General features: G+C 74.6%; 18 protein-coding genes. 3 read left to right on the forward strand and 15 right to left on the reverse strand.

The window, feature by feature from the left end:
* Positions 1 to 50: 50 nt before the first annotated feature.
* From ACFWEK_RS06685 to dapE, 4 genes are all read right to left on the reverse strand, one after another.
* On the reverse strand, positions 51 to 218 hold the full coding sequence (locus tag ACFWEK_RS06685; protein ID WP_111249454.1) for a DUF3117 domain-containing protein: 168 nt from the start codon (positions 216 to 218) through the stop codon (positions 51 to 53).
* A gap of 183 nt (positions 219 to 401) precedes the next feature.
* Positions 402 to 1385, reverse strand: a complete 984-nt coding sequence (folP, locus tag ACFWEK_RS06690; protein ID WP_430548447.1) for a dihydropteroate synthase — start codon at positions 1383 to 1385, stop codon at positions 402 to 404.
* Positions 1382 to 2275 (reverse strand): TIGR00730 family Rossman fold protein, encoded by an 894-nt coding sequence (locus ACFWEK_RS06695; RefSeq protein ID WP_430548448.1) that lies wholly within the window; start codon positions 2273 to 2275, stop codon positions 1382 to 1384. Before ACFWEK_RS06695 ends, folP begins: the two co-directional genes overlap by 4 nt.
* Positions 2272 to 3498, reverse strand: coding sequence for a succinyl-diaminopimelate desuccinylase (dapE, locus tag ACFWEK_RS06700; RefSeq protein WP_430553539.1), 1227 nt, complete (start codon positions 3496 to 3498; stop codon positions 2272 to 2274). Before dapE ends, ACFWEK_RS06695 begins: the two co-directional genes overlap by 4 nt.
* Before the next feature lie 31 nt (positions 3499 to 3529).
* Between dapE and dapD the strand changes: the two genes are divergently transcribed.
* Together dapD and ACFWEK_RS06710 are read left to right on the forward strand one after the other, a co-directional pair.
* The gene (gene dapD / locus ACFWEK_RS06705; RefSeq protein WP_430548449.1) at positions 3530 to 4498 is read left to right on the forward strand and encodes a 2,3,4,5-tetrahydropyridine-2,6-dicarboxylate N-succinyltransferase; all 969 of its coding nucleotides are present in this window, start codon (positions 3530 to 3532) and stop codon (positions 4496 to 4498) included.
* Positions 4499 to 4559: 61 nt separating this feature from the next.
* Positions 4560 to 5417, forward strand: coding sequence for a hypothetical protein (locus tag ACFWEK_RS06710; RefSeq protein ID WP_430553529.1), 858 nt, complete (start codon positions 4560 to 4562; stop codon positions 5415 to 5417).
* A 61-nt stretch (positions 5418 to 5478) separates the two neighbouring features.
* Here the strand turns inward: ACFWEK_RS06710 and ACFWEK_RS06715 are convergent, their stop codons facing one another.
* The 3 genes from ACFWEK_RS06715 to fdxA form a co-directional block, all read right to left on the reverse strand.
* Entirely contained in the window at positions 5479 to 6801 is a 1323-nt protein-coding gene (locus ACFWEK_RS06715) for a citrate synthase (protein WP_430553530.1), read from the reverse strand.
* A gap of 193 nt (positions 6802 to 6994) precedes the next feature.
* Positions 6995 to 8146, reverse strand: a complete 1152-nt coding sequence (gene dapC / locus ACFWEK_RS06720) for a succinyldiaminopimelate transaminase (RefSeq protein WP_430553531.1) — start codon at positions 8144 to 8146, stop codon at positions 6995 to 6997.
* Entirely contained in the window at positions 8146 to 8463 is a 318-nt protein-coding gene (gene fdxA, locus ACFWEK_RS06725; protein WP_429762524.1) for a ferredoxin, read from the reverse strand. Before fdxA ends, dapC begins: the two co-directional genes overlap by 1 nt.
* Before the next feature lie 213 nt (positions 8464 to 8676).
* On the opposite strand from fdxA, the gene ACFWEK_RS06730 reads away from it, so the two are divergent.
* Positions 8677 to 8892 (forward strand): hypothetical protein, encoded by a 216-nt coding sequence (locus ACFWEK_RS06730; protein WP_430553532.1) that lies wholly within the window; start codon positions 8677 to 8679, stop codon positions 8890 to 8892.
* A 34-nt stretch (positions 8893 to 8926) separates the two neighbouring features.
* Here ACFWEK_RS06730 and ACFWEK_RS06735 read toward each other — a convergent pair whose 3' ends face one another.
* The 8 genes from ACFWEK_RS06735 to ACFWEK_RS06770 all read right to left on the reverse strand — a co-directional run bounded on the left by ACFWEK_RS06735 (position 8927) and on the right by ACFWEK_RS06770 (position 19556).
* On the reverse strand, positions 8927 to 9946 hold the full coding sequence (locus ACFWEK_RS06735) for a prephenate dehydrogenase (protein WP_430553533.1): 1020 nt from the start codon (positions 9944 to 9946) through the stop codon (positions 8927 to 8929).
* Positions 9943 to 10902: a prephenate dehydratase gene (locus ACFWEK_RS06740; RefSeq protein WP_430548455.1), complete on the reverse strand. Its 960-nt coding sequence runs from the start codon at positions 10900 to 10902 to the stop codon at positions 9943 to 9945. Before ACFWEK_RS06740 ends, ACFWEK_RS06735 begins: the two co-directional genes overlap by 4 nt.
* Before the next feature lie 10 nt (positions 10903 to 10912).
* On the reverse strand, positions 10913 to 11815 hold the full coding sequence (locus tag ACFWEK_RS06745) for a hypothetical protein (RefSeq protein WP_430553534.1): 903 nt from the start codon (positions 11813 to 11815) through the stop codon (positions 10913 to 10915).
* The gene (locus ACFWEK_RS06750) at positions 11815 to 14052 is read right to left on the reverse strand and encodes a VanW family protein (RefSeq protein WP_430553535.1); all 2238 of its coding nucleotides are present in this window, start codon (positions 14050 to 14052) and stop codon (positions 11815 to 11817) included. Before ACFWEK_RS06750 ends, ACFWEK_RS06745 begins: the two co-directional genes overlap by 1 nt.
* 210 nt (positions 14053 to 14262) lie before the next feature.
* Positions 14263 to 14679 carry a DUF6113 family protein gene (locus ACFWEK_RS06755; protein ID WP_430553536.1) on the reverse strand — a complete coding sequence of 139 codons (417 nt, stop codon included), beginning with the start codon at positions 14677 to 14679 and terminating at the stop codon, positions 14263 to 14265.
* A gap of 10 nt (positions 14680 to 14689) precedes the next feature.
* Positions 14690 to 15820 carry a PIG-L family deacetylase gene (locus ACFWEK_RS06760; protein ID WP_430553537.1) on the reverse strand — a complete coding sequence of 377 codons (1131 nt, stop codon included), beginning with the start codon at positions 15818 to 15820 and terminating at the stop codon, positions 14690 to 14692.
* A 10-nt stretch (positions 15821 to 15830) separates the two neighbouring features.
* Positions 15831 to 17741 carry a translational GTPase TypA gene (gene typA, locus ACFWEK_RS06765; protein WP_429762532.1) on the reverse strand — a complete coding sequence of 637 codons (1911 nt, stop codon included), beginning with the start codon at positions 17739 to 17741 and terminating at the stop codon, positions 15831 to 15833.
* A gap of 57 nt (positions 17742 to 17798) precedes the next feature.
* On the reverse strand, positions 17799 to 19556 hold the full coding sequence (locus tag ACFWEK_RS06770) for a BCCT family transporter (RefSeq protein WP_430553538.1): 1758 nt from the start codon (positions 19554 to 19556) through the stop codon (positions 17799 to 17801).
* Positions 19557 to 19623 lie beyond the last annotated feature (67 nt).

Below are 19623 nucleotides of genomic sequence, written 5' to 3' on the forward strand. Positions count from 1 at the left end.
GGGCTACCTCGTCGCCCGGCGCCCGCCGTCCTGCTCCTACCGCGCCGTCGTCACGCGACGACGGCCTGGAGTGCCTCACCCAGCTCGGTCGCCTCGGTGGCGTTCAGCTCCACGACCAGACGGCCGCCACCCTCGAGCGGGACCCGCATGACGATGCCGCGTCCTTCCTTGGTGACCTCCAGCGGCCCGTCGCCCGTCCGCGGCTTCATCGCAGCCATCTGTGGCTCTCCATTCCGTTGTCCGGTTCCTCGGCCTGCCCCCTGCCCGCGGCCCGCCGGTCGGCGGGGGCGAGACGAGGCGCGCCCCACCATTCTAGGTCAGAACCCACCCCTGACTTCCACACCCCGGACGTCAGAGGTCGACTGGCGAGACCCGGCCCGGCCCTGCCAGGTCAGGCGGCCTCAGGCGAGGCCGCGCAGCGCCGCCGCCGGCGGGGCCTCGTCGCGGACGGCGGCGACCAGGTCGAGCACGCGCCGGGTGGCGACGACGTCGTGGGCGCGGAAGACGGTCGCGCCCTGCCAGGCCGCGAGCGCGGTGGCCGCGAGGGTGCCCTCCAGCCGGTCGTCGGGGGCCAGCCCCAGCGTCTCCCCGACGAAGTCCTTGCGGCTGAGCGCCATGAGCAGCGGGTACCCGAGCCCCGCGAGCGCGGCGGTGCGGCGCAGGAGGTGCAGCGACTGCCAGGTGTTCTTGCCGAAGTCGTGCGTGGGGTCCACGAGCACCGACCGCGACGGGACGCCGCAGGCGACGGCCCGCGCGGCGGCCGCGCGCAGGGTCGCGACGACGTCGTCCAGGACGCCGTCGCGCGGGTCGGCGGCCTCCCCGGGCCGGGCCTGGTCGACGGGCGGGTGGTCGACGGGCGGGTACTCGACGCGGTACGGGTCGGTGCGCGGCACCGCCCCGCCGGTGTGGGAGCACACCACCCCGACCCCCGCCGCGCCGGCCACCTCCACGAGCGCGGGGTCGTGCCCCGCCCAGGTGTCGTTGACGAGGTCCGCCCCGGCGGCGACGACCTCGCGGGCGACGCCGGAGCGCCACGTGTCGACCGACACGAGCAGGTCGGGCAGCTCCTCGCGCACCCGCGCGACGAACGGGGCCACCCGGCCGATCTCCTCCGCCTCGTCGACGTCCGGGCCGACGCCGGCGCGCACCCCGCCGACGTCGAGGATCTGCGCGCCGTCCGCCCAGGCCTGGTGCGCCGCGTCGAGCGCGGCGCCGTCGTCGGGCCGCCGGGCCGGGGCGTAGAAGGAGTCCGTGGTGCGGTTGACGATCGCCATCACCACGGGCCGCAGCACCCCGTCGGGGCCGCGGCCGACCTCGCGCCCGCGCAGCACCAGCGGGGTCCCCGCCGCCGGGACGCCGGCCGGGGGCGGGGCGTCGGGCGTCACGAGGCGTCGGCCGCGTCGCCCGCGTCGTCGGCCGCGTCCCGCTGGTCCTCGGCGAGCTCGTCCAACGCCTCGCGCTCCGAGGCGGCGAGGGCCCGCCCGCGCTCGATCACGTACCGCACGGCCTCCTCCGGCGAGTCCGTGAGGTGCAGCAGGTCGAGGTCGGCGCGGCCGATCATCCCGCGGTCCGCCACGGCGGAGCGCAGCCACTCCAGCAGCCCGCCCCAGTAGTCGGAGCCGACCAGCACGATCGGGAACTCGGTCACCTTGTGGGTCTGCACGAGCGTGAGGGCCTCGAACAGCTCGTCGAAGGTGCCGAAGCCGCCCGGCAGCACGATGAAGCCCTGCGCGTACTTGACGAACATCGTCTTGCGGGCGAAGAAGTAGCGGAAGTTCACGCCCAGGTTCACGAACTCGTTCATGCCTTGCTCGAAGGGCAGCTCGATGCCGAGCCCGATGGACGTGCCGCCCGCGTGGTGCGCCCCCTCGTTGGCCGCCGCCATGATCCCCGGGCCGCCGCCGGTCATCACCGCGTAGCCGGCCTCGGCGAGCAGCCGCCCGACCTCGACGGCGAGCGCGTGGTCGGGGTGGTCGGGGGACGTCCGGGCCGACCCGAACACCGACACCGCGGGGCCCACCTCGGCGAGGGCGCCGAAGCCCTCGACGAACTCCGACTGGATCCGCATCACGCGCCACGGGTCGGAGTGCACCCAGTCGGAGTCGCCGCCGCCGGAGAGGAGCCTCTGGTCGGTGGTCTGGGCCGGGATCTCCTTGCCCCGCAGCAGCACGGGCCCCTTGCGGTAGCCCTTGCCCGTCTCGGGGACCCCGTCGTCGCCGCGCTCGGGTCCGCGGCCGGGTCCGTGGGCGCTGGGAGAGGTCGTCGCTCGCGTCATGGCTCGAGACTATCCACGCCACCCGCGGGCCCGCCGAGCAGCCAGCCGCGCAGGGCGTCGCGACCCACCGCGAGCCGGGCCACGGGCAGGCGCTCGTCGTCCTTGTGCGCCAGCACCGGGTCCCCCGGGCCGAAGTTCACGGCGGGGATGCCGAGCTCGGCGAACCGTGCGACGTCGGTCCAGCCGTACTTGGGCGTCGGCGCGGTGCCGGTCGCGGCCTGCACGGCCGCGGCGAAGTCCGCCACGAGCGGGTCGTCGAGGCCCGGCCGGGCGCCGGGGGCGGCGTCCGTGACGACCACCTCGAAGCCCTCGAAGAGCTCGCGCACGTGCGCCTCCGCCTCGGCGACGCCCTGCGACGGGGCGAAGCGGTAGTTCACCGTGACGGTGCAGGCGTCCGGCACCACGTTGCCCGCGATGCCGCCGCGGATGCCGACGGCGCCCAGGCTCTCGCGGTACACCAGCCCGTCCACCTCGACCTCGCGCGCCTCGTAGGCGGCGAGCCGGTCGAGCACCGGCGCCGCCGCGTGGATCGCGTTCACCCCGGCCCAGGCGCGCGCCGAGTGCGCGGCGACGCCGTGGGTGCGGACCTCGACGCGCAGCGTCCCGTTGCAGCCGCCCTCGATGCCGTTGTTGCTCGACTCGCCCAGGATCGCGACGTCCCCCGCGAGCGCCTCCGGGTGGTTCCGCACCAGCCGGCCCAGCCCGCTGAGCGACGCCTCGACCTCCTCGTGGTCGTAGAAGACGTACGTGACGTCGTGGGCGGGCTCCCTGCCCGGGCGGCCCAGCTCGACGGCGAGCGCGAGCATGATCGCCACGCCGCCCTTCATGTCCACGGTGCCACGGCCCCACATCTCGACGGTCCCGTCCGCGGCCGCCTGGAGGCGCGTCGGGAGGTTCGGCGGGTCGGTCAGCGGCACGGTGTCCAGGTGGCCGGCGAGCACCACCCGCCGGGCGCGGCCGAGGCGGGTGCGGGCGACGAGGGCGTCGCCGTCGCGCAGCACGTCGAGGTGGGGCTGGGCGCGCAGCACCCGCTCGACGGCGTCCGCGAGCGCGGCCTCGTCCCCCGAGACCGACGGGACGTCGCAGATCGCGGCCAGGAGGTCCACGAGGTCCGACGTCGCGACCGTCTCCGGGTCGAGGAGGGCGTCCAGGCGGGCATCCGCGCGGGCGCCGAGCTGGGGGTCGCGAGAAGGGGGTGTGCTGTCCGTGGTCACGCGCACCATCGTGGCAGACGCGCCGACTACGCTGGGTCGCATGACGACGCCTGCCTCCTCCCGCCCCGCCTGGGGCCTCGGTCTCGCCACGGTCGCCGACGACGGCACCACGCTCGACGTCTGGTACCCCGCGCCCGTGCTGGGCGCGCCGCCGGAGACCGACGTCGACATCCCGGCCGAGCTCGACGCCCTCACCGAGCGGGACGACGCGCGCCGCGTGGACGTCGTCGTCGTGCGCACCGTGATCGACCTCGACGCCGCCCCCCAGGACACCCAGGACGCGTACCTGCGCCTGCACCTGCTCTCCCACCGCCTGGTCCAGCCCCACGGCCTCAACCTGGACGGCCTCTTCGGCGTCCTGACCAACGTGGTGTGGACGTCCCACGGCCCGTGCGCGGTCGAGGGCTTCGAGGCCACGCGCCTGCGCCTGCGCGCCGACACCGGCCGCGCCGTCACGGTGTACGGGATCGACAAGTTCCCCCGCATGGTCGACTACGTCGTGCCCGCCGGCGTGCGGGTCGCCGACGCCGACCGCGTGCGCCTCGGCGCGCACCTCGCGTCGGGCACCACGGTCATGCACGAGGGCTTCGTCAACTTCAACGCCGGCACGCTCGGCGCCTCCATGGTCGAGGGCCGCATCTCCGCCGGGGTCGTCGTGGGGGACGGCTCCGACGTCGGCGGCGGCGCGTCGATCATGGGCACCCTGTCGGGCGGCGGCAAGGAGGTCATCAGCGTGGGCGAGCGGTCGCTGCTCGGCGCCAACGCCGGCCTCGGCATCCCGCTCGGCGACGACTGCGTGGTCGAGGCCGGCCTCTACCTCACCGCGGGCACCAAGGTCACCGTGCTCGGCGAGATGGGCGCCGACGGCGACCCGCTGGTGGTCAAGGCCCGCGACCTCGCCGGTCGCGACAACCTGCTGTTCCGCCGCAACTCGCGCACCGGCGCGGTCGAGGTGCTGGAGCGGGGCGGCGTGGGCATCGAGCTCAACGCCGCGCTGCACGCCAACTGAGGTGTCCGGCCGACCGGGCCGGCGGAGAGGCCGACGGGGGGCTGCCGGCGCAGCCCTCGCCGTGGTCCTCGTCGCCGGCGCCGGGGCGACGGCCGGCGTCGTCTGGTTCCTCAACCGGGTCGACACGCCCTCGGTGCAGCGGTGCGCGGCCGAGCTGGACGGGACGTCGTGGTACCTCACGCCGATCCAGGCGGACAACGCCGCCCTGATCGTCGGGACGTCCGTGCAGCGCGGGCTGCCGGGCCGGGCGGCCACGATCGGGCTGGCGACGGCGCTGCAGGAGTCCCGGCTGATCAACATCGACTACGGCGACCGCGACTCGGTGGGCCTCTTCCAGCAGCGCCCCTCCCAGGGGTGGGGCACGGTGGACGAGATCATGGACCCGGTCTACTCGACCGGGAAGTTCTACGACGGCCTCGTCAAGGTCGACGGCTACGAGGACCTCGAGGTCACGGTCGCCGCCCAGGCGGTGCAGCGCTCCGGGTTCCCCGACGCGTACGCGCAGCACGAGACCCGGTCGCGGGCCTGGGCGTCCGCGCTCACCGGCCACTCCCCCGGGGCGATCACCTGCGACCTGCCGCCCACCGAGGAGGACGAGGCGCCGTCCGGCGCCGCCGCCCGGGACCTGCTCGCCGAGCGCGGCGCGCGCGACCTCGGGCTGCCCGCCGACGCCCTGCGTGCCGACACGTCCGACGAGGACGTGAACGCCGTCGTCGTGGACGCGACCGCGGTGCCGCTCGACGGCGAGCTCGCCACGTGGGCCGTCGCGCACTGGGCGGTCGCGACGGCGTCCGTCTCCGGGGCGCAGGAGGTACGGGCCGGCGCACGGGTGTGGACCCGCGAGGACGGCACGTGGTCCGTCGTGGACGACGACGCCGACCGCCGGCCCGACGGCCAGGTGACGATCGTCCTGCCGTGATCGTCCTGGTCGCGGGCCGACGGCCGGCGGCGGTGCGGTACCCGTCCTGGAGGCGCGAGCCTCAGCGCTGCTCGAGCGCCACGTAGTCGCGCTCGGTCGGACCGGTGTAGACCTGCCGCGGGCGGCCGATCTTGGTCTGCGGGTCGTTCATCATCTCGCGCCACTGGGCGATCCAGCCGGGCATGCGGCCCAGCGCGAACAGCGGCGTGAACATGGCCGGCGAGAAGCCCATGGCCTTGTAGATGAGCCCGGTGTAGAAGTCCACGTTCGGGTAGAGCTTGCGCTCGACGAAGTAGTCGTCGTGCAGCGCGATCTCCTCGAGCCCGCGGGCGATGTCGAGCAGCTCGTCCTTGGCACCGAGCTGGCCCAGCACCGCGTCGGCGTGCTTCTTGACGATCGCGGCGCGCGGGTCGTAGCTCTTGTAGACGCGGTGGCCGAAGCCCATGAGCCGGACGCCGGCCTCCTTGTTCTTGACCTTCTTCATGAAGGTCTCGACGGAGTCGTCGCCGCTGCGGATGCTCTCGAGCATCGTGAGCACCGCCTCGTTGGCACCGCCGTGCGACGGGCCCGACAGCGCGTTGATGCCGGCGGCGACCGACGCGTAGAGCGTCGCGTTCGACGAGCCGACGATGCGCACCGTGGACGTGGAGCAGTTCTGCTCGTGGTCCGCGTGCAGGATGAGGAGCTTGTCCATCGCGGACACGAGCACCGGGTCGGACTCCCACTGCTCGTACGGCCGCGAGAACGTCATGCGCAGGAAGTCGTCGACGTAGCCCCGGGCGTAGTCCGGGTACATCAGCGGCTCGTCGCGCGTGGCGCGGTGCAGGTACGACGTGATGGTGCGGATCTTGGCGAGGATCAGCACCGTGGCGAGCTCGACCGCCTCCGGGTCGTGCGGGTCCAGCGACTCGGGGTAGTACGTCGCGAGCGCGTTGACCGCCGAGGCCAGGATCGACATCGGGTGGCCGCCGCGCGGGAACGACGACAGAAAGGCGCGGAAGCCCTCCGGCACCAGCGTGTGGCGGTTGACCCGCTCCTCGAACGCCGACAGCTCGGCCGGGGAGGGCAGCTCGCCGTGGATCAGCAGGTATGCCACCTCGAGGAAGGTGGACGAGTCGGCCAGCTGCTCGATGGGGTACCCGCGGTAGCGCAGGATGCCCTGCTCGCCGTCGATGTACGTGATCTCCGACTGGCACGACGCGGTGTTCGTGAACCCGGGGTCGACCGTGACGAGCCCGGTGTCCTTCAGCAGGGACGACACGACGATGCCGTCGTTGCCCTCCGTGGCCGGGACGACGGGCAGCTGGCGAGCGGTACCGTCGACGACGAGCTCGACCGAGGCGGAGTCGCCCGTGGTGCCTGCGGCAGGCGTGGTGGACGTCATGTCTTCCTTCCGTGACGGGCCTGCCGACTCCCGACGACGGGACCGGTGGGCGCGTGACTCGTGACTCAGGGACGGGGGCGGCCCGGGGCACGCCGGCCGTGGCATCCTCCAGGGCTACCTCGGCCTGCGGTCGAACCTACCCCCCAACACCAAGGTGATCCAATCCCCTGCCCAGCCGCAGCCATCCCGCTCGTCACGCAGTGGTGATGCGCGTCACACCCTCGGCCACAAGATCGTCGGGTGCGGTGAGCGCGACGCGGACGTGCGACCGCCCCGCGTCGCCGTAGAACTCCCCCGGCCCCACCAGGATGCCGCGGCGTGCGAACCACGCCGCGAGGTCGCGCGACGTCGCGCCCGCGAGCGGAGTCCCGTCCGCCGGGCGCGCCCACAGGTAGAGGCCGGCCTCGGAACCGTCCACGACGAAGCCCGCCGTCCCGAGCGCTCCGAGCAGCGCGGCGCGACGGCCGCGGTAGACCTCGCGCTGGGCCGCGACGTGCGCGTCGTCGCCCAGCGCGGCGGTCATCGCCGCCTGGACCGGCGCGGGGACGATCATCCCGAGGTGCTTGCGGGTGGCCAGGAGACCGGACACGAGGGTGGGGTCGCCCGCCACGAACGCGGCACGGTACCCGGCCACGTTGGACTGCTTCGACAGCGAGTACGCCGCGAGCAGCCCCTCGGTGCTGCCTCCGGTGACGCGCGGGTCGAGCAGGCTCGGCACCCGCGAGACGCCGTCGTCGCCGACCCAGGCGTCCGCCCACGGCAGCTCGGCGTAGCACTCGTCGCCCACGACGACGGCGCCGATCTCCCGCGCCGCCTCCACCACGCGCCGCAGGTGCGCGACGTCGGCGACCTCGCCGGTCGGGTTGCCGGGCGAGTTGACCCACACCAGGCGCACGTCGCGGCGCCCCGCCCAGGCGTCGACGTCGTCCGTGGCCAGCGGCGACGCACCGGCCAGCCGCGCCCCGACGTCGTAGGTGGGGTACGCGACCGCCGGGTGCACGACGACGTCGCCCGGGCCCAGGCGCAGCAGCGACGGCAGCAGGCCGACGAGCTCCTTGGAGCCGACGGTGGGCAGCACGGCGTCCGGGTCGAGACCGGGGACCCCGCGCCGGCGGGCGAACCAGTCGGTCACCGCCTCACGGAGCGTTGGCGTGCCGTGCGTCAGCGGGTAGCCGTGGGCGTCGGACGCCGCGGCGAGCGCGTCGCGCACGACCTGCGGGGTCGGGTCGACCGGCGTGCCGATCGACAGGTCCACGACGCCGCCGGGGTACGCACGGGCGGTCGCCCGCACGTCCTCGAGCGTGTCCCAGGGGTAGGGCAGTCCGCTGAGGTCGGCGAACCCCATCAGGCCTGGGGCGGCAGGCCGGCGATCATGGGGTCGTCCTTCTCGATGAGCCCCATCTTCGCGGCACCGCCGGGCGAGCCGAGGTCGTCGAAGAACTCGACGTTGGCGCGGTAGTAGTCCTTCCACTGCTCGGGGACGTCGTCCTCGTAGTAGATGGCCTCGACCGGGCACACCGGCTCGCAGGCGCCGCAGTCCACGCACTCGTCCGGGTGGATGTACAGGGAGCGCGAGCCCTCGTAGATGCAGTCCACGGGACACTCCTCGATGCACGCCTTGTCCTTGACGTCGACGCACGGCTGAGCGATCACGTAGGTCACTGCGGGCTACCTTCCAGGTGACGAGGGCGCGGCCCGGCGAGCGGGCTGCGGGTCTCGATGCTTCATCGATGGTGCTTCTCCGGTGCTGACCGGCGCGGGCGCTCGGCCCGCGCGGCCCACTCTAGTATCGCTGACGTGGTGCCTTCGCCGTCAGCCGTCCCACCTGCCGTACCACCCGCCTGGGCCGGTGTCCCTGCCGGGACGCGTGTCGTCGTGCGGCGGCGCCTGTCCCCCGCCGAGGCGGCCGAGCACGGGGCCCGGTGGGCGGACGTCGTGGGGATCCTCACGGCCGACGGGCCCGCCGGCCTGCGCGTCCGTCCCGACCGCTCCCCCGGCCTGCCGGAGGTGGCCGTCGCCGCCGACGACGTCGAGGCCGTGAAGCCGGTCCCGCCACGACGACCGCGCCGGGGGCGGCCCGACCAGACCTGAGCCGCGGCCTGAGCCCGCGATGCTGTCGTGCCGCTCAGCGCGGCGCGCGCACCCGGACCGCGCCGTCGTCGACGCCCACGACGACGGCGCCCGCCGTGCAGCGCGCCACGAGGTCGTCGACCAGGCCGGACGTCCAGGCGTCGCCGACCGGCAGCGACTCCTCGGGCCCCGCCGGGCGCGCGCGGCCCCCCGCGCGCAGCTCGCGGACGTCGTCGGCGGCGTGGAAGACGTCGTGCAGCGAGCCGTTCGTCTCCAGGGCGCCGATCACGACCTCGAGGTCGCGCACCGCCTTGCGCAGCGCGGGCGCCACCCACGCGGCGTTCTCGGTGACCATCGCCTCCGTGCGGGCCGGGTCGGTGAGCGCGACCCGGGTGCCGTCGCGGAAGCTCCCGGCGGCGAGACCCAGCGCGAGGTCACGGACCGGCGCGCCCGCCACGGCGTTGAGCAGCTGGGTGGCGAGCACGTGCGGCACGTGGCTCACCAGCGCGGCAGCCTCGTCGTGCCGGTCGTCGGTGACGACGGCGGCGGTGCCTGCCAGCGGGCCCGTCACCAGGCGCAGCACCTGCGCCAGGCGTCGGGGCTCGTCGGGCGCGGCACCGCCCGGCTCGGCCACGGTCACCGCCCACGGCGCCGCGTCGAGCAGGCCGGCGTCGGACGCGGCGAAGCCGCTGTGCTCGGTGCCGGCCATCGGGTGCGCCCCGACGTACCGGTTGCCCAGCCCCGCGGTGAGGACCGCCGCCCGGACCGGGCCCTTGACCGAGCCGACGTCGGTCACGGTCGCGTCGCAGCCCGCCAGCAGCGGCGCGAGCTCGGCGGCCGTGGCGCGCACGGCGCGCAGCGGAACGGCGAGCACGACGACGTCGGGCCCCGCGGCGCACAGGTCCGCCAGGTCGTCCGTGACCGGCAGCCCGACGGCGCGCGCGTCGCCGCGGGTCCCGGCGTCGGTGTCGGTCGCCAGGACGTCCACGCCGCGCGCGGCGAGCAGCCGCGCGAGCGACCCGCCGACCAGGCCGAGGCCGACGACCCCGACCCGGCCGACCGGCGCCTCGCTCACCACAGCAGGCCCCGCGCGACGGTCGCGTCGTCGTCCGAGCCCAGCACGCTGCCCGTCGGCACGTGGTCGGGCAGCACGCCGTCGAGGCCCGGCCCGCCGGGCGCCACGGGGAACGCGCCGAGCACCTTGAGCGAGTCGCCCGCGCCGAGCAGGGCGGCGAACAGGTCGCGCACCTGCGGCTCCCAGGGGGCGCCGTCGAGCGTCACGACGAACACGTACTGGCTCTCGCGCACCTTCAACGGGCGCTCCACGAGGCTCGACATGTTCACGCCGCGCTCGGCGAACTCCGCCGTGACCCGCGCCAGCACGCCCGGCCCGGTGACCACCGGGGTCACGGCGAGCATGGTGCGCCAGGTATCGGGGGCGTGCCCTGCCGCGCGCACCGGCGCCCACGCGGCGGTCGCGACGTCGCGGCGGCACAGCACGACGAACCGCGTGCGCGCGCCGGCGAAGTCCTCCACCCCCGTCGCGAGCGTCTCCAGCCCGTAGAGCTCTCCGCACAGCCTCGGCCCGAACGCGACCTGGTGGTCGGCGAGGTCGCGGCACGCCGCCGCGTTCGACGACGCCGGCACCGGCAGCAGGTCGCGCTCCGCGACGAACCTCGTGCACTGCGCCAGGCCGTGCGGGTGCGCCGTCGCCTCGCGCAGCCCCGACGGGTCGGCGTGCCCGGGACGGACGAACGCGTCGAAGGAGACGTCCAGCACGACCTCGTCCACCGCGACCACGTCGGGGCTGCCCACGAGCGCGTCCAGGGACGGCACGACGTACCCCTCGACGGAGCTCTCGATCGCCACCACGCCCCGGTCCGCGGCACCCGACGCGACGGCGTCGTGCACCTCCCGGACGGTGGCCAGCGGCAGCTGCGCGGCGTCGCCGCCCCCCGTCCGTGCGCCGGCCCAGCGCCGGACCGCCTCGTGGGTGAACGTGCCCTCCGGCCCGAGGTACGCGATCCTCATCCGGCGCCCCTCACGCCCCGGCTGGGCCGGCGGCCCACCGCGGCGCCAGCGGCACGGGGCCGGGCACGAAGCCCTCGCCGGGCAGCACGGCCAGGGTGCGGTGCGCGACGCCGCGCCCGTCGAGCTCCGCGACGAGCCCGTCGAGCACGTCGACGCTCGCGCAGCGGAACGAGGTGAAGAAGACGTGCGGCCCGTGGGCCGAGGGGTGGCTGCGCAGGTGCTGCAGGTCGACGCCGGCCGCCGACAGGACGGCCAGCGTGTGCTGCAGGGACCCGCGGTGGTCGTCCGACGGCCCGACGGCGAGCCACACCTGGGCGGGAGCGTCGAACCGCGGCCACGCCGCCCGCGCCTCGAGGAGCCCGTACCAGACCGGCAGCCGGCCGGCGAGCCGCTCGCTGCCGGGGACCTCGACCCAGCCCGCGGGCACCCGGGACCGCTCGACCACGAGCGAGCCGGCCGGGCCCGCCAGCGCGACACGCTCGTCCACCGGGGTGCGGGTCGGCACCAGCCGCGGGCTCACGCCCATGGCGCGCAGCAGGTCCTGGCAGTCGCGCATCCCCGCCTCGTCGATGACCACCTGGCCGCCCGTGGCGCCCGCCGGGGCCACCCACACCCACTGGGGCGCGACCGGCACCGCGGCCGTGACGATGAGCGACGGCTCACCGGCGAGCAGCGCCTCCTCGAGCTCGGGCGACGGCTGCTCCGGATGCCCCAGGTGCACCACGGCCGCCAGGTCGTCGATGGTCGCCACCGTGGCCAGCGTGTCCGACGTCGTGCCGAGGTCCAGCAGCTCGATCGACTCGTCCGGCACGGCCGTGGCCACCGCGGACCCGGGGGCGACCCCCGACCAGCCCGCGTCGTGCGCCGCCTGCGCGGCGTGCGCCGGGGACTCGCGTTCCGAGCGTCCGAGCATCAGTCCTCCTCGGCCTTCCCGCCGTCGGCGGCGTCGTCCTTGCCGTCGTCCTTGGGCTGGCGTTCGTCGTCGCGGTCGGCCTTCGGCTGGTCGCACACGACGGGGTTGTCGGGCTTGTAGGTCCAGGTCTTCGACTCGTCCTTGACCTGCTTGCCGTCGTGGAAGACCTGCCGGTAGTTCGTGATCGTGAACCCGTCGTTCCCTCCCGGGTACGGCTCGCAGCCCGCACCCGACTTGTGCACGGCCGTGGCCGGCACGACGTTGCGCTTGTCGCCCGCCTGCTTCTTGACCTCGTAGTACTTCGTCGACCAGATCTGCACGTGCAGCTCGCCGCCCGAGACCCACGACTGCATGACGGCGCCGTACGGGGTGTCGTTGGTGAACTTCATGTCGATGGCGCCCACGTAGATGGTCGCCTCGCGCCCCGCCGGGTACCGGCTGAACCAGTAGCTGTGGGGCTGGTGGCCCGCGTCGTCGAACCCGGCGAGGAAGCCGGCGTTGTACGTGGTCGTGGCCATCTGGGACAGGCCGCCGCCCACGGCGTCGGTGTGCACGCCGTTGCTCACGACGCCGGCCGCGACGAAGCCGTTCGACTCGTCGATCGGCGACAGGGTGTCGAGCAGCGAGAAGGTCTCGCCCGGCGCCACGAGGGTGCCGGTGACGATCTGGGCGCCGCGCTCGAGGTTGCGGGTGCGGATCGGCTCGCTCGTGAGCGGGGTCGAGAAGGACGAGACGACCTCCTTCACCCCCATGTCCTCGAGGGCCTCCTTGGTGTGCTCCGGCTCCCGCTCGACGAGCTTCACCTCGGCCGTCCGGTCGTCCGAGAGGGCGGCCTCGCCGACGGCGGACGCGGTGTCGTCCGGGTCGAGCGTCGTGCCCTGCTCCCCGCCCTCGACGACCGGCTTGCCGCCGGCGAACACGAAGTGGGCGTCGTCCGGCTCGGTGAGCAGGTCGTCGGTGTCGTCCACGACGTCGGAGACCAGCTTCTTGCCGTCGAACCGCGCCTTCAGCTCGCCGTCGGAGTTCTTGAACGACGTCGCCCTGGCGAGCTGCTTCGGCGTCAGCTCCGCGGACTGCTCCCCCACGTCGACCGTGACGGGGCCGCTCACCACCTGCTGCGCCTGCTCGAGGGCGGCGTCCGTCTCCGCCTGCGTGACCGCGGGCTCGACGACCTCGGTCGGCAGGTCGACCGGACCGGACGTGACGAGCCAGGCGTCCGCGACGGTGTCCACGGCGTCGTCGACCAGCACGCTGGACCCCTCGACCGCGTCCGTGGACACGGCCTTGGCCCCCTTGAACCCGACCGAGCCGTCCACCGGCTCGACCTTCAGGGAGTCCTCCAGGCCGGAGACCGCCTCGGTGAGCGTGGGCCGGGAGACGTCGACGACGGGCGGTACGGCGTCGCCGCCGACGAGGTGCTCCCACAGTCGCGCGGGGCTCAGCGAGAACCCCGTGAGCCCGTCGACGGTCGCCTGCGCGTCGAACGACAGGCCCGCGGAGGCCGGGTCGATCGTGCTCGACGCCTCGCCCGCCCGGACGTCGATCGGCTCGGCGGCACGCTCGCCCAGGCCGTCGTCGAGCGCCGCGACCGCAGGCCCGGTGTCCATCCCGCCGATCTCGACCCCGGCGACGCTGGTGCCCTTCGGCACCGTCCCCGCGACGGCCCACTGCGCCCCCGCGTAGAGGCCGGCGACGACCACGAGCCCGACGCCGGCCCACAGCGCGACCTTCGGTGCGCGGCTGGGCGCGCCGTCGCCGGCCAGGCCGTCGAGCGGCGAGCCCGGGTCCGCGGGCGGCGGCGTCGCCGGCTCGGCGGGGGTGCCGCCGAAGGCCGCGGCGGTCGGGGCACCGGCCGCCGCACCCGGGCCGGCGGGAGGAGCGGGAGGGACGGAGGCCGCCACCGCCGGCAGAGCCTGGGTCGGCGGTCCCGACGGCGGCGCCGGCACCGTGGCGATGACCCGCTGCTCGTACAGCCGCACCCGCGGCTGGTACGGCGTGTCCGGCCCGTCGGCGTCCGGCTGCGCACCGTCCGGCTGCTGCGTGGACGGCTGCTCGGCGGCCGGCTGCGCGCCGTCCGGCTGCTGCGTGGACGGCTGCTCGGCGGCCGGCTGCGCGCCGTCCGGCTGCTGCGTGGACGGCTGCTCGGCGAGGGGCGCCTGGGGCTCGGTCTCGGGGCGCGCAGGCTCGACGGGTGCGGACCCGGCGGGATCCGGCTCGCGCTCGGTCGGGTGACCCATGCATGCTCCGTCAGGGTGGGGTGCGGGGCGACGCCCCGGGGGGACAGGTGAGCGGGCGGACCCGCCTGGGGGATCCTACTCGGGCGGCACCGACCGCCTCGGCGCAAGTCCGGGTGAAAGTGCCAAATCGGGCGCCGGTCCGCACAGCTTCGTCACGCCCGGCCGGGCGGCGCGCACGGGACGCTCACAGGCGACCACGTGGACCGGACGTCAGCCCCGCCGGTCGGAGAACCAGGACCGGGGCAGGAAGGCCGCGACGAGGAACATCGCCAGGCCGCCGTAGGTCCACACCAGGCCCACCGCCTGGGCAGGGACCAGCACGTCCCCGCCGGGCCCCGCGACGGCCAGCACCTGCACGGCCATCACCCAGCCGGCGCCGGCGGCGAGCAGCGGGCCCAGCCCGGCCCACGCGCGGCACAGGACCGCCGTGGACAGCGTGATCGCGAGGGCCAGCACGATGCCGACGGGCAGGTCGTGCCACTGGGTGCGGTGCGCGACGGTGCCGAGCACCCCGACGACGGCGCCCAGCGCGACGGCCAGGAGCGTCCGCGCGGCGGACCGCCACCACCGGCCCGCACCCGCGGGGGGAACGGGCGAGGTGGACGTCGCGTGCTCGGGGGTGGTCATCGGCGCGAGCCTACCGGCGTCCCGCGCGCCGCGACGCCCGGCGCTGAGGGGAGGAGGACACGAGGTAGACCTCGTGCGCCGGCACCGGGGCGAGCACGGCGTTGCTGAGGGCGTACCAGCCGAGCAGGTCGGCACCGGACAGCGCCGCCTCCGGAGCCCCGGTGGCGTGCTGCATCTGGGTGGCGTGCGCGCGCATCGCGGCGAGCACCCGGTCGAGCACGGGGGCGACGTCGACCCGGACGACGTCGTGCGGCCCGGCGGCGCGCAGCTCCACGTCGTGGCGCGCGAGCGGGGGCAGAGGTTCGTCCGGGTCGGGGAACGTCAGCCCGGCGCGGGCGGCGAGGTCCCGGACCGCGGGCGCGGCGGCCAGCGCGCGGCGCCCCGCCCGGAGCGCGGCGGACGGCGTCACCGCACGCCACAGCTCGGCGTCACCCCAGGGCTCGCCGGGCACGGGGGCGTCCGGGTCGGCCGCGAGGGCGAGCGCCCGCACCGTCACGTCGTGCGTGCGGACGTGGTCCGGGTGCCCGTACCCGCCCTGCTCCTCGTACGTCGCGACGACGTCGGGCCGACGGGCGCGGACGACGGCCGCCAGGCGCGCGGCGGCGTCGTCGAGCGGGACGCGCGCGAACGCCGTCGCGGGCGCGTCGTCCGCCGGCCCGGCCACCCCCGGCGCGACCCACGCCATGCCGGAGTCCTCGAACCGCCTGTCAGGCCCTGGGCGCATCCCGGTGCGACGGACGTCGGAGACCGCGCGCGACTCGCCGGCCGCGTCGGGCACGGGGCGCACCCCGGTGACCTGAGCGTCTGACAGGTCGACGGCGTCGAGGAACACCTGCCCGACGACGCCCGGCCCGCCACCGAGCGCGGCCAGCGCGGCGGCCAGCTCGGTCTCCCGGTGCGCGGCGAGCGCCGGGCCGTCGCCCTCGAGACGCGCCAGCCCCGTGGGGTGCGACGGCGTGTCGATGACCTCGCCGCGCTCGCCGCGCGTGCAGGTCACGACGGCGACCGGCCGGCCCGCGGCCGCCCACGACGCGAGGAGCGCGCCGGTCGCCAGGGTCTCGTCGTCCGGGTGCGCGTGCACCGCGAGCAGCCCGCCGTCGGGCACCGGCTGCTCCGGGGCGGGCGCGGCGGGGCCGGTCACCGGGAGCGGGTCAGGCGCGCTTGGCCCGCGCCGTCGCCCGGGCGCGCGCCGTGGCGTCGAGCTCGACCTTGCGGATCCGCACGACCTCCGGCGTCACCTCGACGCACTCGTCCTCGCGCGCGAACTCGAGGGACTCCTCGAGCGTGAGGTGGCGCGGCGGGATGAGGTTCTCGAAGTTGTCGGCGGTCGAGGACCGCATGTTCGTCAGCTTCTTCTCCTTGGTGATGTTGACGTCCATGTCCTCGTTGCGGGAGTTCTCGCCGACGATCATGCCCTCGTAGACCTCCTGCGTGGGGTCGACGAAGAACGAGCCGCGCTCCTGCAGGTTGATCATGGCGAACGGCGTCACCTTGCCCGCGCGGTCAGCCACGAGGGAGCCCGTGTTGCGCGACTCGATCGGGCCGTGCCACGGCTCGAAGCCCTCGGAGATGGACGCCGCGATACCGGTGCCGCGCGTCTCGGTGAGGAACTGCGTGCGGAAGCCGATGAGGCCGCGCGCCGGGACCATGAACTCCATGCGCACCCAGCCGGTGCCGTGGTTGCTCATCGTCTCCATGCGGCCCTTGCGCTGCGCGAGCAGCTGGGTGACGGCGCCGAGGTACTCCTCCGGCACGTCGATGGTCATGCGCTCCATCGGCTCATGCCGCTTGCCGTCGATCTGCTTCGTGACGACCTGCGGCTTGCCGACCGTGAGCTCGAAGCCCTCGCGGCGCATCTGCTCGACGAGGATCGCCAGGGCCAGCTCGCCCCGGCCCTGCACCTCCCACGCGTCCGGGCGCTCGGTGGGGAGCACCTTGAGCGACACGTTGCCGATGAGCTCGGAGTCGAGGCGGTCCTTGACCTGGCGCGCCGTGACCTTGTGGCCCTTGCCGCCCTTGCCCGCCAGCGGCGAGGTGTTGATGCCGATGGTCATCGAGATCGCCGGGTCGTCCACCGTGATGAGCGGCAGCGGGCGCGGGTCGTCCACGTCCGTGAGGGTCTCGCCGATCATGATGTCGGAGATGCCGGCCACGGCCACGATCTCACCGGGCCCGGCGGACTCGGTGGGCACGCGGTCGAGCGCCTTGGTCTCGAGCAGCTCGGTGATCCGCACGCTCGACAGGGTGCCGTCGTGGCGCGCCCACGCGACCGTCTGGCCCTTGCGCAGGGTGCCGTTGAAGATGCGCAGCAGCGCGAGCCGGCCGAGGAACGGCGACGCGTCGAGGTTCGTGACGTGCGCCTGCAGCGGCATGTCCGCCTCGTAGGTCGGCGCGGGGATCTTCTCGAGGATGGTGCCGAACAGCGGCTCGAGGTCCTCGTTCGCGGGGAGCGCGCCGTCGGCGGGCTGGTCGATCGACGCGCGGCCGGCCTTGGCCGACGCGTACACGACGGGCACGTCGAGGATGGCGTCCAGGTCGAGGTCGGGGACCTCGTCGGACAGGTCGCTCGCGAGGCCGAGCAGCAGGTCGGTGGTCTCCCCCACGACCTCGGTGATGCGCGCGTCGGGGCGGTCGACCTTGTTCACGACGACGATCACGGGCAGCTTCGCGGCGAGCGCCTTGCGCAGCACGAAGCGGGTCTGGGGCAGCGGGCCCTCGGACGCGTCGACCAGCAGCACGACGCCGTCCACCATGGACAGGCCGCGCTCGACCTCCCCGCCGAAGTCGGCGTGCCCCGGGGTGTCGATCACGTTGATGGTGATGCCGTCGGGCTCGCCCGCCTCCGCCGCCGCCGGGCCGGCGTACCGGACCGCGGTGTTCTTCGCGAGGATGGTGATGCCCTTCTCGCGCTCCAGGTCACCGGAGTCCATGACGCGGTCGTCCACGTGCTGGTGGGCGGAGAAGGCGCCTGCCTGGCGCAGCATGGCGTCCACGAGGGTCGTCTTGCCGTGGTCGACGTGGGCGACGATCGCCACGTTGCGCAGGTCGGAGCGCACAGACATCTACGGGTCTCATTTCCTGGGGTGGGGAGGCGACCCGTCAATCGGGCCGCCGCTATCTTACCCGCCCGGTCCAGGCTGCTCGTCCCCGCCCGTCCCCGGCGGCTTCCCCGGCGCTGTTCCGGGCGCTGTTCCGGGCGTCGGGCCGGCCGGACCCTTCGCGTCCCGACGGCGCGGGACGCGTAGTCGCAGCGCGCCCGGCGCAGGCGGCAGGACGTTCTCCCACCGGCCGGCCAGCGTGGTCGCCACCTTCTCCGTGACGTGCTCCGTGAGCTCCGCCCGGGCGGCGCGCCGCTCGGCGCGCACGATCTGGCGGTGCTCCATGCTGAGCTCCTTGACGATGGACACCGCCATCCCGATGAGCACCAGCGAGAACGGCAGGGCGATGAGGATGGAGGCGGTCTGCAGCGCCTGGAGCCCGCCCGCGAGCAGCAGGGCGATCGCGACGAGGCCCTGCAGCCCCGCCCAGAACAGGCGGCTCCACAGCGGCGGGTTGGGGTTGCCGCCGTGGGCGAGCATGTCGACGACGAACGACCCCGAGTCGGACGACGTGACGAAGAAGATCACCACCAGCACGATGCCCGCGACGGCCAGCCACGTCCCCGCCCCGGGCAGGGTGTCGAAGAGCTGGAACATGGCGGTGTCGGTGTTCACCCCGCCGGTCGCGGGGTCGAGCATGCTCCCGGGCTCGGTCATCTCCTGGTGCAGCCCCGCTCCCCCGAACACGCTGAACCAGATCGTGGCGACGGCCATCGGGACGGCCAGCGTGCCGAGCACGAACTCGCGCACCGTGCGCCCCCGGGAGATGCGCGCGATGAAGACGCCCACGAAGGGTGCCCAGGAGATCCACCAGCCCCAGTAGAAGATCGTCCAGCTCGACTCCCAGGCCAGGCCCTCCTCGCCCCGGAACGCCAGGGTGTCGAAGGTCATCTGGACGACGTTCGCGAAGTAGTACCCGAACGACTGCACCCAGCTGCGCAGGATGAACAGCGTCGGGCCCAGCACCAGCACGACGGCCAGCACGACGCCCGCGAGCATCATGTTCCCGTTGGACAGCCACTTGATGCCCTTGGACAGCCCCGAGGCCACCGACATCGCCGCGATCGCCGTGATCGCCGCGATCAGGCCGATCTCGAGGGCGGTGCTCGGCTCCACGACGTCGAGGTAGCCGAGCCCGTGCGCCACCTGCAGCACACCCAGGCCGAGGGAGGTCGCGACCCCGAACACCGTGCCGATGATCGCCACGACGTCGATGACGTTGCCCGCCCGGCCCTTCACCCGGTCGCCCAGGAGGGGCTCGAGCGCCCAGCGGATCGAGACGGGCCGGCCCTTGCGGTGGATCGCGTAGGCCAGCGCGAGCCCGGCCACCACGTAGATCGCCCAGGCGTGGATGCCCCAGTGCACGTACGTCTGCGAGATCGCCGCCTGGGCGAGGGCGGCGTCGTCGCCGGTCACGCCGGGCTTCGGCGTGATGAAGTGGGACAGCGGCTCGGACACCCCGTAGTAGACGAGCCCGATGCCCATGCCGGTGGCGAAGAGCATCGAGAACCACACCGGGAGCTTGAAGTCCGGCGCCTCGTCGTCCGGCCCGAGCACGATGTCGCCGAAGCGGCTCAGCCCCATCCAGATCGCGAAGATGACGAAGGCGGCCACCAGGAGCACGTAGTACCACCCGAACGCGCCGATCACCTCGCCCTGGAGCGTGGTCATCACGGCGTCCGTGGCGTCGGTGAAGAGGACCGCGACCAGGACGAACAGCAGGATGATGCCTGCTGCCGGATAGAAGACCCCGCGGGCCAGCGTCGATGCCCGTGCCATGCCCTTCACCCTGACGCCGGGTCCGACCATCGGCAAACGGACGACGGGGGCCGGCGCACGACCAGGT

The sequence above is a fragment of the Isoptericola sp. NPDC060257 genome (assembly GCF_042726645.1).
GTDB lineage: Bacteria > Actinomycetota > Actinomycetes > Actinomycetales > Cellulomonadaceae > Isoptericola > Isoptericola nanjingensis.